At 68.6% G+C, this 16,220-nt stretch carries 14 protein-coding genes; 10 read left to right on the top strand and 4 right to left on the bottom strand.

What is annotated here, in order from left to right; all coding sequences use genetic code 11:
• Positions 1 to 9 precede the first annotated feature (9 nt).
• Genes zwf through ABD366_RS36245 form a run of 3 tightly spaced genes read left to right on the top strand, consistent with a single transcriptional unit; the run spans position 10 to position 3,182 of the window.
• Complete coding sequence (gene zwf, locus ABD366_RS36255) at positions 10 to 1,536, top strand: glucose-6-phosphate dehydrogenase (RefSeq protein WP_324767893.1); 1,527 nt, start codon at positions 10 to 12, stop codon at positions 1,534 to 1,536.
• Positions 1,533 to 2,501, top strand: coding sequence for a glucose-6-phosphate dehydrogenase assembly protein OpcA (gene opcA / locus ABD366_RS36250; RefSeq protein WP_324767895.1), 969 nt, complete (start codon positions 1,533 to 1,535; stop codon positions 2,499 to 2,501). Before zwf ends, opcA begins: the two co-directional genes overlap by 4 nt.
• 6 nt (positions 2,502 to 2,507) lie before the next feature.
• Positions 2,508 to 3,182 (top strand): histidine phosphatase family protein, encoded by a 675-nt coding sequence (locus ABD366_RS36245; protein WP_324767896.1) that lies wholly within the window; start codon positions 2,508 to 2,510, stop codon positions 3,180 to 3,182.
• A gap of 1,152 nt (positions 3,183 to 4,334) precedes the next feature.
• Here the strand turns inward: ABD366_RS36245 and ABD366_RS36240 are convergent.
• Positions 4,335 to 5,282 (bottom strand): helix-turn-helix transcriptional regulator, encoded by a 948-nt coding sequence (locus ABD366_RS36240; protein ID WP_324767897.1) that lies wholly within the window; start codon positions 5,280 to 5,282, stop codon positions 4,335 to 4,337.
• Between the two features lie 63 nt (positions 5,283 to 5,345).
• Between ABD366_RS36240 and ABD366_RS36235 the strand changes: the two genes are divergently transcribed.
• Positions 5,346 to 5,753, top strand: coding sequence for a cupin domain-containing protein (locus ABD366_RS36235; protein ID WP_324767898.1), 408 nt, complete (start codon positions 5,346 to 5,348; stop codon positions 5,751 to 5,753).
• Positions 5,754 to 6,507: 754 nt separating this feature from the next.
• On the top strand, positions 6,508 to 7,671 hold the full coding sequence (locus ABD366_RS36230; RefSeq protein WP_344443178.1) for a hypothetical protein: 1,164 nt from the start codon (positions 6,508 to 6,510) through the stop codon (positions 7,669 to 7,671).
• A 4-nt stretch (positions 7,672 to 7,675) separates the two neighbouring features.
• Here the strand turns inward: ABD366_RS36230 and ABD366_RS36225 are convergent, their stop codons facing one another.
• From ABD366_RS36225 to ABD366_RS36215, 3 genes are read right to left on the bottom strand one after another with little or no spacing between them, the layout of a single operon-like run.
• Entirely contained in the window at positions 7,676 to 7,807 is a 132-nt protein-coding gene (locus ABD366_RS36225) for a hypothetical protein (protein ID WP_324773011.1), read from the bottom strand.
• 16 nt (positions 7,808 to 7,823) lie between these two features.
• A complete protein-coding gene (locus tag ABD366_RS36220; protein WP_344443176.1) occupies positions 7,824 to 8,021 on the bottom strand; it encodes a transposase in 198 nt (65 codons plus the stop codon).
• Positions 8,009 to 8,617 (bottom strand): IS630 family transposase, encoded by a 609-nt coding sequence (locus ABD366_RS36215; protein ID WP_344443187.1) that lies wholly within the window; start codon positions 8,615 to 8,617, stop codon positions 8,009 to 8,011. The genes ABD366_RS36220 and ABD366_RS36215 overlap by 13 nt, the downstream gene beginning before the upstream one ends.
• Positions 8,618 to 9,054: 437 nt before the next feature.
• Here ABD366_RS36215 and ABD366_RS36210 point away from each other — a divergent pair, with 437 nt between their 5' ends.
• The 5 genes from ABD366_RS36210 to ABD366_RS36190 all read left to right on the top strand — a co-directional run bounded on the left by ABD366_RS36210 (position 9,055) and on the right by ABD366_RS36190 (position 16,191).
• Positions 9,055 to 9,327, top strand: a complete 273-nt coding sequence (locus ABD366_RS36210) for a heme-binding protein (RefSeq protein ID WP_411293833.1) — start codon at positions 9,055 to 9,057, stop codon at positions 9,325 to 9,327.
• Between the two features lie 908 nt (positions 9,328 to 10,235).
• On the top strand, positions 10,236 to 11,048 hold the full coding sequence (locus ABD366_RS36205; RefSeq protein WP_324773015.1) for a hypothetical protein: 813 nt from the start codon (positions 10,236 to 10,238) through the stop codon (positions 11,046 to 11,048).
• Positions 11,049 to 11,185: 137 nt separating this feature from the next.
• A complete protein-coding gene (locus ABD366_RS36200; protein WP_324773016.1) occupies positions 11,186 to 14,251 on the top strand; it encodes an AfsR/SARP family transcriptional regulator in 3,066 nt (1,021 codons plus the stop codon).
• A gap of 1,082 nt (positions 14,252 to 15,333) precedes the next feature.
• Positions 15,334 to 15,897: a class I SAM-dependent methyltransferase gene (locus ABD366_RS36195; protein ID WP_324773018.1), complete on the top strand. Its 564-nt coding sequence runs from the start codon at positions 15,334 to 15,336 to the stop codon at positions 15,895 to 15,897.
• Positions 15,898 to 15,996: 99 nt separating this feature from the next.
• Positions 15,997 to 16,191: a hypothetical protein gene (locus tag ABD366_RS36190; protein WP_324773020.1), complete on the top strand. Its 195-nt coding sequence runs from the start codon at positions 15,997 to 15,999 to the stop codon at positions 16,189 to 16,191.
• Positions 16,192 to 16,220: the final 29 nt, after the last annotated feature.

The raw sequence follows: 16,220 nt of genomic DNA, 5'->3' as shown, positions 1-16,220 counted from the left end.
AGGCCTGAGATGGTGTTGAGCGGAAACCCGCTGCGCGACCCCCAGGACCGACGGCTCCCGCCGGTCGCGGGGCCGTCCGGCCTCGTCATCTTCGGTGTCACCGGGGATCTGTCACGCAAGAAGCTCATGCCCGCGGTCTACGACCTCGCCAACAGGGGCCTGCTGCCGCCGGGCTTCTCACTCGTCGGCTTCGCCCGGCGCGACTGGGAGCACGAGGACTTCGCCCAGGTCGTGCACGACGCCGTCAAGGAACACGCACGGACCCCGTTCCGTGAGGAGGTCTGGCAGCAGCTCATCCAGGGGATGCGCTTCGTCCAAGGCACCTTCGACGACGACGACGCCTTCGAGCGGCTGCGCGCCACCATCGAGGAACTGGACCAGGCACAGGGCACAAGTGGCAACTTCGCCTTCTACCTCTCCGTACCGCCGAAGTCCTTCCCCGTGGTCATCCAGCAGCTCAAGAAGCACCGGCTGGCCGACCAGAGCGGCGGCTCCTGGCGGCGCGCGGTGATCGAGAAGCCGTTCGGGCACGACCTGAAGTCGGCCGAGGAACTCAACGCGATCGTCCACGAGGTCTTCGCCCCGGACCAGGTCTTCCGCATCGACCACTACCTGGGCAAGGAGACCGTCCAGAACATCCTGGCGCTGCGCTTCGCCAACACCATGTTCGAGCCGATCTGGAACCGGTCCTACGTCGACCACATACAGATCACCATGGCCGAGGACATCGGCATCGGCGGCCGCGCCGGGTACTACGACGGTATCGGCGCCGCCCGCGACGTCATCCAGAACCACCTGCTCCAACTCCTGGCACTGACCGCGATGGAGGAGCCCGCCTCCTTCGACGCCGACGCGCTGGCCGCGGAGAAGACCAAGGTGCTCGGCGCCGTGCAACTGCCCGAGGACCTGGGCCGGGACACCGTCCGCGCCCAGTACACGGCGGGCTGGCAGGGCGGCGAGAAGGCAGTCGGCTACCTCCAGGAGGACGGCATCGACCCCAGGTCGAAGACCGACACCTATGCCGCGATCCGGGTGGGCATCGACAACCGCCGCTGGGCAGGTGTCCCGTTCTACCTGCGCACCGGCAAGCGGCTGGGCCGCCGCGTCACCGAGATCGCGGTGGTCTTTCAACGCGCCCCGCACTCCCCCTTCGACACCACCGTCACCAAGGAAGTCGGCTCCAACGCGATCGTCATCCGCGTCCAGCCCGACGAGGGCGTCACCGTCCGCTTCGGTTCCAAGGTGCCGGGCACGTCGATGGAGATCCGGGACGTGTCCATGGACTTCGCCTACGGCGAGTCCTTCACCGAGTCCAGTCCCGAGGCCTACGAACGCCTCATCCTGGACGTCCTGCTGGGCGACGCCAACCTCTTCCCGCGCACCGAAGAGGTCGAGCTGTCCTGGAAGATCCTCGACCCGATCGAGGAGTTCTGGGACGCCCACGGCACGCCCGCGCAGTACCCGGCCGGCACCTGGGGCCCGGTGGAAGCCGACGAGATGTTGCAGCGAGACGGACGGAGCTGGCGCCGACCATGAAGATCGACCTCACCGACACCACGGCAAGCAAGATCAACAAGGCGCTGGTCAAGGGCCGCCGGGCCATCGGCACCCCGGCCATCGGCATGGTCCTCACCCTCGTCATCGTCACCGACGAGGAGAACGCCTACGACGCGCTCAAAGCCGCCGGCGACGCAGCCCACGAGCACCCCTCGCGCACCCTCGTCGTCATCAAGCGGGCCTCCCGTTCCCCGCGCGACGGCACCGACTCCCGCCTGGACGCCGAGGTCCGCCTCGGCGCCGACGCGGGCACCGGCGAGACGGTCGTGCTGCGGCTGTACGGCGACGTCGTCGAGCACGCCCAGTCAGTCGTCCTGCCCCTGCTCCTGCCCGACGCCCCCGTCGTGGTGTGGTGGCCGGTCAACGCCCCACTGGCCCCCGCCAAGGACCCGCTCGGAGCCCTCGCCCAACGCCGTATCACCGACCTGCACGCCTCCGAGGAACCGGTACGCGAACTGACCGCCCGCGCCGACGCCTACACCCCCGGCGACACCGACCTCGCCTGGACCCGCATCACCCCCTGGCGCTCGGTCCTGACCGCCGCGCTCGACCAGGCGGGCGCCCCGGTGGTCTCGGCGGCCGTCACACACCGGCCCGGCAGCCCCAGTGGCGAACTCCTGGTGCGGTGGCTCACCGGCCGGCTCGGTGTACCCGTGGAGCGGACCGTCGGCCAGGGGCACGAGATCAGCGCTGTCCGGCTGCGTACGGCACGCGGTGACCTGTCGGTCCACTGGCCGGCCGGCGAGGCGGCCCGGTTGTCCGTCCTCGGGCAGGGCACACACCGGCTCGCGCTGGCGGTACGTCCCATGGCGGAACTGATCGCGGAGGAGCTGCGCCGGCTCGACCCCGACGAAACCTACGCCTCGACCCTGCGGACCGGGCTCGTAGCCCCGGCCGTGCCCGTTCTCCTTCCCCCAGCACACCGTCCCGCCGAAAGTAGATGATCCGCAATGGGAGACCTGCTCCTTGTCCGTCACGGCCAGACCGAATGGACCCTCTCGCGTCAGCACACCAGCTTCACCGACCTGCCGCTCACGGTCCGCGGTGAACAGGAAGCCGCCGCTGTCGCGCCCTCGCTGGCCGGGCGCGACATCGCCATGGCACTCACCAGCCCGCTGCGGCGCGCCGTACGCACCGCCGAACTGGCCGGGCTGACCTCTACCACTGCCGACCCCGATCTGCGGGAGTGGGACTACGGAAGCTACGAGGGCATCACCACCGCCCAGATCCACCGCACCCGTCCGGACTGGAACCTGTGGACCGACGGTGTGGCCCCGGGCCCGGGGGACCACCCGGGCGAGAGCCCCGAAGACGTCGGAATCCGGGCCCGCCGCGTCCTGGACCGCATCGGGCCGCTTCTCAGCGATCCGGCCGCCGGTGATGTGGTCCTCGTGGCCCACGGGCACATACTGCGCGTTCTCACAGCGGCCCGCCTCGGTCTGCCGCCGGCCGCGGGGGCCCTGTTCGCCCTGGACACCGGCACCGTCAGCCGCCTGAGCCTCGAGCACGGCCGCCCCGTCATCAAGGCATGGAACATGACCGCTCCCGTGACGCACCAGCCCGGTGCCGCCGCCCCGCTCACTTCCGGCTACCGGCGCCCCGAACGACAGCCCGCGCATTGCTGATCCCCGCGTACCTCTCGATCGAGAGCACGCCTGTGCCGATGGGTGACTGGTGATCAGGTCACCCATCGGCGCGGATACGCACTCTTCCGGGCCCTCGTCGGGGAAGGTGTCGGGAGCCGGCATCCACGAAGGCGGGTGGCAGCCCCGACATGTCGATGGCACGGGCCGTGGCCGCGCTCGAGGAGATGGCCTCACTCCCGGGTGTCTGTCTCACCCAGCGGCGCGGTGCAGCCAGCGTGGTCGGATGCCTGATCAGGTCGATCAGCCGCGCCCCGTCGACCTGGACCTCTCGGCGCTGCCCGACGAACCGATCGCGTAGGAACGGGAGGCGGTACGCAGCGAGGTCTCCGCGGGGGTGACCAGCCAAAACGGCAGCGTGGTCGGCTTCCTGGTCGAGACACCGACCGGCTACCGGTTCACCCAGCGGTCGTCCGTGGAGATCGCCGCCGCATGCCGGCCGGCTCCTTCACCCCCGGCTTCCAGTCGCCTTCCTCCGCCAACGGCCCGGGACCGGCTCGCGGAGCATGGGTGTGCGGCCATCCAGGTGGACAGGCTCTTCCTGGCCGGTCGTCGGGCGAACAGACCGATGGTGTTCGCCCGACGACAGGACGAACGAGCACCCTTGCCGGAGTTCGCCATCCGCATGGCACGCCACCGGCTGGACAGCGCCGACGCCACCGGGGAACGCCTGGTACGGCACGGGTTGCGGACGCTGATCAAGCGCGAGCGCCCAGGAATGCTGGAACTGCTCGGTTTCGCTGTCGCGGTCCTGGACCTCGACGGCCCCAACTCGCCCTTACGGTCGCACCGTTCAGCGGGATCGGCTGGTTCACCGCTGCGACGCGCAGCACAGCTGGTTCCCGGGCGCGGCTCGCGCTCGACTGCATGTGGACCACCGCAAGGCCGACGGAGCCCGGACCGGGAAGACATCCAGACTCACCACCCGCATTCTCGCACCGGGCGAGCGGATCGAAGTGACACAAGAGCAAACGGTGCGGGCTCCGGCAGTCGGTCACCGTGCTCCGACTCGACGTCGACATGCCGCGAGCCCATGAGGCCACCCCGGACCGCATCGGAGGCGGCCTGCTGCGCACCCTGCAAAGCATGTCCAAGGGCTGACACTTGACGGACGTGCCGTCCGTCGGCAGCGCCTCACAATGCCTGCAGCAGTTCCTGTACCCGGCGTCGCAGTGCCTCTCGTACGGTGTCGGGCGACAGGACTTGCAGAGGTGAGGCCCGGCTGAGGAGGTAGCGAGCAAGGTCGTCAGCGTCGTAGCCGCCGATTTCGACGAGGGTGCCGTCGGGCCCGTCCGGGCGGTGGACACCCATCGTGGTGGGGATGAGCTGCACTGCCCGGTCCATGGGCAGAGGCACACGAACCGTCGTGTACAGCGGGAATGTGCCCGCCGGGATGGAGTCGCAGACCAGTTGTGCGGCGTCGGGCGGATCGGAGATCTCCGCGGCGCGCCCCGTGGCCTGTATCCGTACGACCCGGTCGGCCCGGAAGGTGCGCCAGTGGCCTCGCGCCACGTCCTGGGCCACGAAGTACCAGCGGCGCGCCGTATGCACGAGGCGGTAGGGGGCGACCTCGCGGATCGTGACCCGCGCTTCCCGGTCGCGGTACGTCAGGGTGACGCGCTCATCTCGGCGGCATGCGGCGGTCAGTTCGAGCAGCATGCCCGCGGTGATCTGTGGTTCTTCGGTTCGCGGGGTATGGACCAGGGCCGTGTCCATTTCGGCCAACCGTGCGGCGACCTTGGGTGGCAGGACCTGACGCAGTTTCAGGAGCGCCGACAGAGCCGAGTGGTCGCCGCCGAGCACGCCGCCGAGTGCGGCCTCACGAAGCCCGACCGTCACGGCCAGAGCTTCGTCGTCGTCGAGGATCAGTGGCGGTATGCGGGCACCGGCCTGAAGTCGGTAGCCGCCCCAGGGCCCGGCGTCGGACTCGACCGCATAGCCGAGTTCCCGGAGTCTGGCCACGTCGCGCCTGACAGTTCGCTCATTGACCTCCATTTTCTCTGCCAGTTCGGCGTTGGTCCACGAAGGGCGTGCGGAGAGCAGGCTGACGAAACGCAGCAGGCGGGCAGAGGTACTGATCACACGCGAAAGTCTGCCCCACAACCAGGACTGAAGGTGTCCTGGTTGCGGCGTAGCGTCTTCTCCATGACCACAGAACACAACCCCGCACATGAACTCGGCCGTCCGCAGCACCGGAACTGGAGTGAGATCGAGCCGACGCCCCTGGGGGACTTCGGCAGCCGGATCATGATCAAAGCGCTGACCGCAGACAAGGCACAGGTGCTGCACGTAGCGATCGCGGCGGACACAGTGATCCCCAACCCTGCAGATCCGAGCGAGCAGGAAGTCCATCCGATGGAGCAGATCGACGTCATCCTGACCGGCCGCATGGCGTACGTGGTCGACGGTAAGGAGCGTGTCCTGGGTCCGGGCGAGGCGCTCGGCATTCCAGGTGGAGTGCCCCACTCCGCAGTAGCCCTCGAGGACACCACCATGATCGAGGTCTTCACACCGATCCCGGACTTCCCGACCGGCGAAGTACGGACACCTTGAGGGCAGGCGCCCCGCAGGTACACCGGGACGGCACCTCAGCGGTCGGGATGTGACCATCAGTGGAAGGCGGGCGGGCCTGGGTGCCCGACTTCTGCCCGGTCTCCCGTAGTCCTGCACGTGAGGGGACCGCGCCGCAGAGCTGCTGAAGGAACGTCACCCGCTTGATTTCGACGTCCGGGTGATGCCGCTGACCGCCGGAACCGCGGCTACTGGTGAGCAGTCTCCGTGAGGCCTGTACAGCACGGAGACGATCACGCGGACATGATGCCCGGCCGATAACGGACCACTCCCGCTAGGAGCCCGCGGAGCGGTTCTGGTTCGCCGCCCACACCGTTCCGGCCTGCCCTGGCGCGAGTTCCTCATCACCCAGGCCGAGAGTCTCATCGCGGCAGACTTCTTCCCCATCGGCGCCGGGCTCGGCAGGCGGCTGTGCGCGCTGGCGTCGTCGGTCCCCGCGGTGCTGCGGCGCAGTGGCATCACCAAGGACGCCCCGGACGCGTCCGACTGAAGGCAGGCCTGGCAGACCTATGCCTGGCAGACCCTCTGGCGGGCGACCGTCGGCAGGTGGCCGGGGTTAGTGTCTCGCTCGGTGTGGGCTCCCGCAGTGTGCATGTGTTCACGCCGCCGCACGACAGGTGTCAGGGACGGTGCTCAGCGCTCCTTCGTATCCGGGTTGCCGGCACACACCGCACACGTGCCGCCAGCAGCAGCCACGTCGTCAGCGACGTGTGACCGGAAGGATGACGACGACCGCATGTCCGCTACGCGGATCGCAGCGAACTGGCCTCACGCCTCGCGGACCCGCCCGGACGAGAGGCGACGCACCTTCGTCGAAGCGCTCGACCTGTACATGCGCGGCAGGCCCGAACACCGGGGGCAACTGCCCGGTTCCGGCACGACCGTCGAGGTCGACGGCGAGGCCGTCCGGCTCGGAACATGGCTCCACAACATCAGATACCAGGGGCTACGGGACCCCGACGGCGCCGTCTACGACGCTCTGCGGCGTCATGGCTTCAGCACCCTCACCGTCGGCGGGAAGATCCGCCTGTCGTCCGAAACCGCCCCGGTACCGAGGAAGCCGCCCGCGACGAATTCCCACCGCTTCCTGGAGGCTCTGGAACGGTACATCGCGGACGGTGCGGGCGACGCGGGGGTCATACCGCCCGCGGACGCGGTGTTCACCCTGTCCGGCAAGAACATCGGTCTGGGACGCTGGATCCGCAGGGTCAGGGACGAAGGAACATCCGACCCGGACGGACACGTCGGCCGACGCCTCGAAAGCCTCGGGTTCCCTACCGAGAGTTCCGCCGGGACGGTACGGCTCGCCTGGAACACTCCCATGTCGGGAACCGCACGACGTGCCTTCCCCGTCCGGCTCTACCTGGCCGCCCTGGACGCCTATATGGACGGGGACGCCGAACGCACCGGCGGTGTACTTCCCCCCACGTCCGCACAGCAATGGGTGGAGGGCCACCACGTGCCGCTCGGCAAGTGGATGCACTCGGTGAAGAGGCGAGGCCTGCGCGACCGCGGCGGCACGGTCGCGGCGGCACTGCGGCGACACGGGTTCCTCGTCCGGCTGACCGAGGACGGCAAGGTCACGATGGCGCCCGGCGTGGCGATGACAGGGGGAACACCGGCCAGGAACACGGTGGCCGACCTGGTCACCGCCTTGGACGCGTTCATGGAAGCGGGCCCCGGCGAACCGGGCCGGCTCCCGCCGTCGACCGCCCGCCGGGCGGTCGACGGACGGGACCTGCCGGTCGGCCAGTGGCTGTACAACATCAAAAGGCAGGGGCTGATCGACAGGGACGGGACCGTCCGGGCAGCGCTGCGGCGGCACGGCTTCGACACCTGGATGGCAAGCGACGACAAAGTGTTCCTCAGGGAAGCATGCCTGTCGCGGACGTGCGAGTGATGTCTCAGCCCTGTGCGGTGGGCCGTACGACGATCTCGCCGACGTCGACGGAAGCCGGCTGCGCGACGGCGTGGGCGATCACCTCGGCGACCGCGGACGCCGGCAGGCCGTAGGCAGCCAAGGCGTTCTTCACCACGTCCCGCGCCCGCTCGTCACCGCCCTGGTCGGCCAGTTCGGACCGGGTGAACCCGGGGCTGGCGCTGCAGATCCGCGAACCAGCGCTCGACCTCGTTGATCCACGACGAGTGTGTGGGCGTGAAGTGCAACGTGAAGCGCGGGTGGGCCACCAGCCGTCGGTGCACGACCGGTGCCTTGTGCGCGGAGAGGTTGTAGCAGATCACGTGGACCACCGGGCCGGACTCCACTTCATGGTCGAGCAGGTCCAGGAAGTCGCGGAAGTCTGCGGGGTGTGGCGGGCGGACACCTTGCCGATCGCTTTCCCGGTGGCGGTGTCCAGCGCCGCGAACAGGTCAGTGGTGCCATGCCGAACATGCTCGAAACTGAGCCGCTCGGGGACGCCGGGCAGCGTCGGGAGCACGGGTGCACTCCGTTCCAACACATGGATCTGCGGCTTCTCGTCCACCGAGAGGACCACCGCGTTGGTCGGCGGGGCCAGATACAGACCGACCACGTCACGGATCTTGTCCAGCAGCAGCGGGTCAGGGGAGATCCTGAATACCTCGGTGCGGTGTGGCGGCAGCCCGAACGCCTTCCAGCTGCGGTGCACGCTGGTCGGTGAGATACGCAACTGGCGGGCCAACTCCCGCTTGGACCAATGCGTTCCACCCTCCGGTACCGCTTCCAGTGTGCGCACCGCCACCTCCTCAACCTGTGCATCGGCGTGGGTGCGCGGTACCCCTGGGCGGGGCTCGTCGCTCAGCCCGTCGAGCCGGTCGGCCGCAAACCGGGTCCGCCACCGGCGCACCGTCTTGCGGTCGGTCTCCAGCCGGGCCGCGACCGCGACCGGCGCTGGGCCCAGTTCTGCAAGGTCATCCGCTCGTCCTCGGACAGCACGAGCGGCTCCAGCCTGGTGTCACCCATGCCATCAGGACACCGCACACAGCCACCCTGCCATCGACGAACCCCAGGATCTGAAACAGAACACAACTCACGAGGCGAGACCAGAACTCAAGACCAGGACACTAGGTGTCGCGCACCCACGAGCATGTAGCGGGATGGGCCTGGTGGTCCTGGGCTCAGCAGGCCCTGCCGAACCCGCATCACATCGCGGATCCTGGCTAGCATCTGGCAGTGGTACGGAGCTCCGTGCCGTGCGGCGTGATCGCGTCACCCCCCGTGGACACGATCACGCCGCGCCACAGGGCACCCCGGTGGCCGGGGGCCTGACGCGACACATATGCGCACGACCCGGTCGAGCACTCCATCGGCAAGGTACACATCAGCATCCTGCTCCGCTCGCCCACCGGTGACCTGGCGCGGGACCCCCGGCACAGCGGACGGTTCTGGGGTTCGGCCCTGTCGGGACGGGGACGGGTGCTGGTCTTCGCGGGACGAGTGGCGCTCGTGGCCGACAGCCGGATCGTGGGCGCGGTCGGCGTCGGCGTCGGTCGCGGATCGCGGGAGCAGGACACCGCTGTGGCCGAGGCCGCCGTGGCCTGTCTTGCGGACGTAGCGGCGGGGCAGAACGCCCCTTGAGGTGGAATGTGGAGGTGCTGCTAAACAACGCGGGCGTCTCCGAAGGGCGCCACCGCCGACATCCCCGAGGAACAACTGCGCCGGCAGGGATCGGCCAGAACGATCGTGAAGTATCCGATCCCGCCGAGCAGGTGTCGACGTAGCGCAATCACGCCGAGACCATCGCACGGCGTCGGAGCCGTGTCATGCTCCGGAGTCGTCCCGTCGATCACGCGGGCCAATTTTCATACGTACAGAGGGAGACCGCGCCGATTCCCTCGCCAAGTTTCGCCCGAGCGGCCCCACGGCCTCACTCACCCCCGCGTGCACAATTGGATCAGACCCCGCTATGAACCGTCAGTATCTCGGGGTCGTAGGCGTTCTGCCAGTGATGGGTTATGAGGCCGTCGACACCGAATCGCCACAAGCCGCAGAAAGGCATCGCGCAATCACTCTTCGCGGCAGGCGTTACTTTCTTCTTACCGCGCAAGACTGACACGTCTGCCTGAAGATCACGTCCAGCCAGGTGATAAATGATGTCATCCGCAGCATATTCTCCGATCTAGGTGAGGTCGGCGTAGAGCTTCCGAAGTAATGTGACATGGGGATGCTCGCGCATCGAAAAGATACTTCCATCAAGTAACGATAGGTGTCCGAGGGGCGGCGGCTACTGTCGAACCGCGTCGTATCCTCAGTGGCGCTCGCCGCGGTTGGCGGAGGCATGGAGCACCACGGCCCCCGACCCGGCCGGCAGTCCGTCAGTGCGGCGCGGCCGGGAGACGGGAGGGGCATACCAGTAGGCTCCTCAGGAACGTACCGTCGAGAACGGTCCAGCCACTGGGGGCCCTGGGAGAATCTCTCTCGCGGTGGGGCTCCTTCGTGTCGGTAAGAACTACGTATGTCGCGTGCGATGCCGGGGTGCGTGGAGCGTGAACCTGGACCGGCGCGCCGACTACGTCCTGCAGTATTCCGCTCAGAACAACGTCCTCTACGGCTGGCGGAACCTCGGCGGCCTCGACAACCAATGGTCTGAGAAGAAGAAGATCGCCTACGGCGTCGCCATGGACTTCCCCGTAGAAATGCACCTCGCCGATCTCTCTGGTGACTTGACTCTGCCGGGGATCCAGGCGACGTCGAAGTCAGCTGCCGCGGGTTCGCCAGGGAGTCGCCGGCCTCTTCAAGGGGAATCGTCCGCCAAGCGGGCCCACCGGTCGGCGTCAGGCCGCTCGTTGCCCAGCCCTGGCAGTACGCCGCGCAACCTACTCTTGCCGGAAGCGGATCTTGGTGTGGGTGGTGTTGTGACGGCGCTGCCACCGCTCGAGACGGCGCCCCTTGAACGGCACCCGGACATGGTGGGCCGCTCCCTGATACACCTTGTCGGTGTAAACCTTGCGGCGACCTCGACGAGGGCGTCGATGACCGACTGGACGCCTGGTGGAACGACACACCCTCGCCCGAACCAGAACATCCCGGCTCGCGGCCCTCGAGCTCGGAGCATGAACGAATTGGGCAACAGGGTCATCGAGACTTTCCGCAACCGTCGGCGCCTGCGCAAGCACAAGACCTTCGGCTGCCTCACCTTTGTGTCGGCCGAGCCCGCTGATTCCCGGACACCGTCGGCCGGCGAGGAGCCGCCGCGGAACGTCACTCGCGGACAACAGCGGCCGGTGTACGGCGGATTCCGGTTCGACCCTCCTGGGCGGCGATACGCACGGAATGTGAAGACGGGTTCGGTAGCATAAACCGACTGCGCGACGGCGTACCCTGCCGTGATGGTGCAGGACGATGCTGATCGGGGCCGGGGCCGGGGCCATCAGGTTCCGGTCGCAGTGCAGTAGTGAGGGGGCATGCAGTGTCGGGACCCGCTCCCGGTGGGGACTTGGGGACGCTCCGGTTCGAGATCCTCGGGCCTCTACGCGTCACCCGAGGCGAAGACTCGGGGGAGAAGGGGTTCAAGCCTGGATCGCCGCAGCAGCAGGCCCTGCTCGTTCAGGTGCTGCTGTGCGCCGGGCTGGGGGTGTCCATGCGGGAGCTGGTGAGCGGTGTCTGGGGAGACGAACCGCCTAACGGCGCCATCGCCAACCTCCGTACGTATGCCTGGCGGTTGCGCCGTCTCTTGGAACCCAGCCCCGCCGAGCCCCGGATTCTGGTCTCGGTCGGCGACGGATATCGGCTCGACGCGTCGAGGTGCTCGGTCGATGCCGACGAGGCAGCGGCCCTCTCTCAACAAGCCGCCGAGGCCTGCGAGTCGGGGCAGTTCGACAAAGCGGGGAATCTCGTCGAGGACGCCCTCGGATTATGGCGTGGTGAGCCCCTGGCCCGTGTGCCGGGCCCGTTCGCCGAACGACAGCGAGAGCGTTGGAGCGAGCTGCGCACCGTACTCCTGGAGCAGCACTACGACCTGGCGCTGCAGAGAGGCACGCACCGCGCGATCGTGCCGGAACTGACCGCTCTGGCCGCCGAGCATCCGGACCGCGAGCGGATGCACGCCTTGCTGATGCGGGCCTTGCACGCCGACGGACGCAGAACCGAGGCCCTGGCACTGTTCCAGCGTGTGCGTCGCGTTCTCGTGGACGAACAGGGGATGGAGCCCGGACGCGAGATATCCGAGGTGCACGCGCGCATTCTTGACGATGTCGGCGGAGAGCGCGGGGACGGATCCGGGAGTGTCTCGATCGCGCGCACCGTGGACCACGCCGGCCGCACGGTGTCTGCCGAAACGGCCTCGGCACACCTCACCGTGCCCGACGGCGCGCCCTACAGGACACCGTCACCACCCGGCGAACCATCCACCGCCAGGGGCCCCTTCCCCCGCGTCGTCCCCGCCCAACTGCCGCGCCCAGTCCCGGACTTCGTAGGACGCGCCGACGAAGTGGAGACACTGCGAACCCTGCTGAGCGCATCCGACCGACAAGGCCCCCCACTCGCCGCCGTCTCCGGAATGGGCGGCATCGGCAAGACCTCACTCGTTCTCCACGTCGCCCACCTCGCGCGCGCGCTCTACCCGGACGGCCAGCTCTATGTCGACCTGCGCGGTATGGACACCGACCCGGAGGACCCCGCCATCGTCCTCGGAGCCTTCCTGGACGGACTCGGATGCCCGCTGCACCTCCTGCCCGACACCGTTGAGGCCCGTGCCCGGCTGTTGCGCACTCTTCTCGACGGCCGACGCGTTCTCATCGTTCTGGACAATGCCGCCGACGCCGCCCAGGTCCGCCACCTTCTTCCCGGCTCGGCAGGCTGCGCCGTACTCGTCACCAGCCGCTCTCAGCTCCCCAGTCTTGAAGGCGCTGTACAGCTCGGGCTGGGCCGTCTCCTGCCCGAGGACGCCGTCGCTCTCGTCGGCCGGATCATCGGTTCCGACCGTCTCGATGCCGAACGCGTCGATGTCCGGGCACTGGTCGGTGCCTGCGGACAGCTCCCGCTGGCCACGCGTATCGTGTCGGCCCGCCTCGCGGTCCGGCCCGCGTGGCCCATCGCCACGATGACGGCCCGGTTGACCGACGAGGTCCGCAGAGTCAGCGAGCTTCGTGTAGGCGATCTCGCGGTGGAGAGCGCCTTCGACCTCAGCTATCGGCACCTGCCCGCGGAACAGGCCCGCGCCTTCCGGCTGATTGCTGCGGCCACCAGCGCTGATGTGTTTCCCAGATCCGCCGCCGCTGTCCTGCACGCCGACGAGGCACAGGCGGAGGAGCTCCTCGAAGCCCTGGTCAGCGCGTCCATGGTGGAGTCACCGACACCCGGCCGCTACCGCATCCACGATCTGCTGCGCGCGTTCGGACGAGCCCGTGCCCGTGCTCACGATCCCGCGGAGGCCGACACCGCGTACGAGAACCTGCTCGGCTACCTCCTTGCCACGGCGTGCAGCGCCTTCGCCCAGCTGGTGCCGGGCGACTCGGTGGTGAGCTCGATCGTCTCTCTCGGAGCGACTGGAGAGCGTTTCGACGACCCACAAGGAGCACGCCATTGGGCGAGGGAACACTTCGAGACCGCTGTCCTCGCCGCATTGAACTGCGCGGACCGGGCTGATCTCCAGCCGTACCGCCGTCTGCTGCCCGCCGCGGCGGATCTGTTGGTGGCGCTCAGCCCGTTCGTCGGGGACCTGCGTCATTCACAGCTCGCCTCGGTGGCTCTGCGGGTGTCGGAGGCAGCCGAACGACACGGTGATCAACGGTCGTTCGGGCGCGCCCGGTGGCTCAGTTGTTCCTTCGCCCTGCGTGCGGGCCGGCTGACCGACGCCGGCCGCCACGCCGAGCGCGCGGCCCCGGCCAGCCGGGCGGTGGACGATATACCGATCCTTCGGCAGGTTCTCAACGACCTCGGACTGATCTCCGTCTCGCTGGGGGACTTTGAAGGTGCCATCGCCCATTACGAGAAGGCGCTCGTCCTGGCACGCCGTCTGGGCCATCGCTCCGGGGAGATCGCCACCAGCCTGAACGCCGCGCTGGCCCATGTACGACTGGGCAGGACGGACCAGGCGTTGCATTGCGCGGAGACGGTGCTCGATGCCATCGGCGAGCTGGACGACGACGGTGCTCTCGCCTACGCGCTATATGTGAAGGGCGTCGCGCTGAGCGGCGCCGAGCGGCATGAGGAGGCCCTGGCGGCGCTGACGGGTGCGCTACAAGCCTGCGACCGTGCGGGTGACGAGGGCCGCCGGGTCCACGTCTGTCATCGGCTCTCCGACACACTGCGGTGCCTGGGACGACTCGCGGAGGCCGGGTCCATGGCCCGCCGGGCGATCATCCTGGCCCGTCGACGCGGCGATCAACGGTCCGAGGCACAGGCGTTGCTGGTGTGCGGCCGGGTGAGCGTGGATCGAGGCGACCCGGAGGGTGCGCGCGTGTACGGGGAGCAGGCCCTCGCTCTATTCGAACGCCTCAGCCTGCCCGAGCGCCGGGAGGCGGAGCTGCTGGTGGAGGCAGTGGGCGGCAGCAGTCACTGAGGCGGGACACGTACGGCCGAGCCCTCCGCGGGTTGCGATGCACTCGCGGTAGGTGCGGACACCAGAGTGTCACGTAGCCGTCCCCGACGGCGAGAGACGTCGTACGTCGTGTCGGCGCGCAGGCGCCGGATTCGGACGGATCGGCCATCGTGGTCTCGCATCTGGTTCGGGGTTATGGGCTGGTGGCCCCTCAAGAAGGCTGTGGAGGCCGGGTACCGCCGGCGCCGGTGTTGTTCCAATCGGTGTCGGACCAAGACTGGGTGACGGACGCGGTCCCCTCTGAATGGTGGTGCTTCTCGTGGGACGAGGCCATTCCGGAGGTCATCACGGCGGTCGCCGCGCTGAGGGCGAGCACCGTGAGGGCGAGCTTCGAGTGGGCGGCCGTGTGCCGAAGGTTCATCAGTCACTCCCGGTCCAGATCGGATCGTTTCTCCCTGGTAAGGGAGCACATCGGTGATCGTGCCAGAGATCGATGAAGGACCGATCTACAACCGATCGACGGCGGGTGACGCATGGCGGGCGGTGCCGTCGATCGGGCGTCCATGGCCTCTCGCCTAGCGTTCGTGGAGATCCGGCGCAGCCGCCTCGGACCTGTGCAGCACATGCTCTCGAATGGGGAATGCACATGAACCGCAGCCACGCCACGAACTTGCTTCCGCGCCTCGACAAGGTCGTCGTCAAGAAGGGCTGACGCCCTACATACGAGGCGACCGTCTGCGCGCTCGGCCCGACGGTGACCTGGAGTGCGTGCCGCCGATACCGCTCGCCGACGCCGCTGTCCGACGGGTCCGGCCGGTGGTAACGCGGTCGGCGTTCGCCGTCTGGGTCGTGTATGACCTAGGCGCGGCTGCGGACGGGCCGCACAGCCATCAAACGCCGTCACCGCGCGGCCGGCGGGAAGTCCCCGTCGAGTTCGAATGGATCATCCAGGAAGCGTGATCCCGGACCGATCAGGAAGGCCGGGCCGCGTAACCCACGCCTCTCCGGACCAGGGGATCGACGTCCTAGTTGTACACACCCCACTAACTTCGGGCTGCACACCGGGCCCGGAGACGGACCGACATCCCAGGCGGTGGCACATCGTGTCGAGCACCCTCCCTCTACCGTTCAACGCCCACACCCACCGGGCTCTGGAGCCCGTCCTCGCCCTGCCGTCCGGCTCTGAGGTACTCGACGCGGGCTGCGGCAACGGGGCCGTGGCCCGCTGGCTGGCTGAACAAGGACATCGCGTTCTCGGCATAGACGTAGAACTGCCTCTGCGGCACGCCGGCTCGGCGGAATCCGACAGCCTGAGACTGCGGCGCGCGGACCTCTTCGACCTCACCGCCGGCACCGGTCCCGGCTTCGACGCAGTTGTGCTGTTCGGGGTCCTGCACTACGCCGGAAGCCCGGAGCGGGTACGCCAGATGCTGCGCGTCGTCGACCGACTCGCCCGGCCCGAGGCCCCCTTGGCGCTCAACTGGATCTGCGACGAGATCCCGCTCGGCTACGCGCAGGCCTACCTCCCGCCCCGCGACCTGGTTCTGGGCACCCTCCGAGAACTGGGCCGCCACCCGATCGACCGCTGGGACCGCGACGTCAGCCACACCCATGGAGGCAGCCCTGTGCACCGGCACCGGATCGTCTACGGCGTCTGGTCCCGCTGAACCGCCCGGCACCCCCGCAGACTCCCTCCGCACCGCGGAGGGCAAACGGCCGCGGCATCGGCCGCCGCCGTGACCCTGATGAAGAAAGAGGTGACAGACATGACCCAGAACCTGGTTGAGCGCGCTCCGGAGTCCGCCGTGCGTGCCGCACTGATCCAGAACGGCAATGACCCGGGGGTCTACACCACTGACGGCAACGCGCTGGTTGAGCGCGCTCCGGAGTCCGCCGTGCGTGCCGCGCTGATCCAGAACGGCAATGACCCGGGGGTCTACACCGCTGACGGCGCCGCCTGACCTACCCCTGCCGGGGCCCGCTCCGGGAC

Origin of the sequence: Streptomyces kunmingensis (assembly GCF_039533535.1) — a bacterium.
GTDB lineage: Bacteria > Actinomycetota > Actinomycetes > Streptomycetales > Streptomycetaceae > Streptomyces > Streptomyces kunmingensis.
This window is presented reverse-complemented; position numbering and strand designations above follow the sequence as displayed.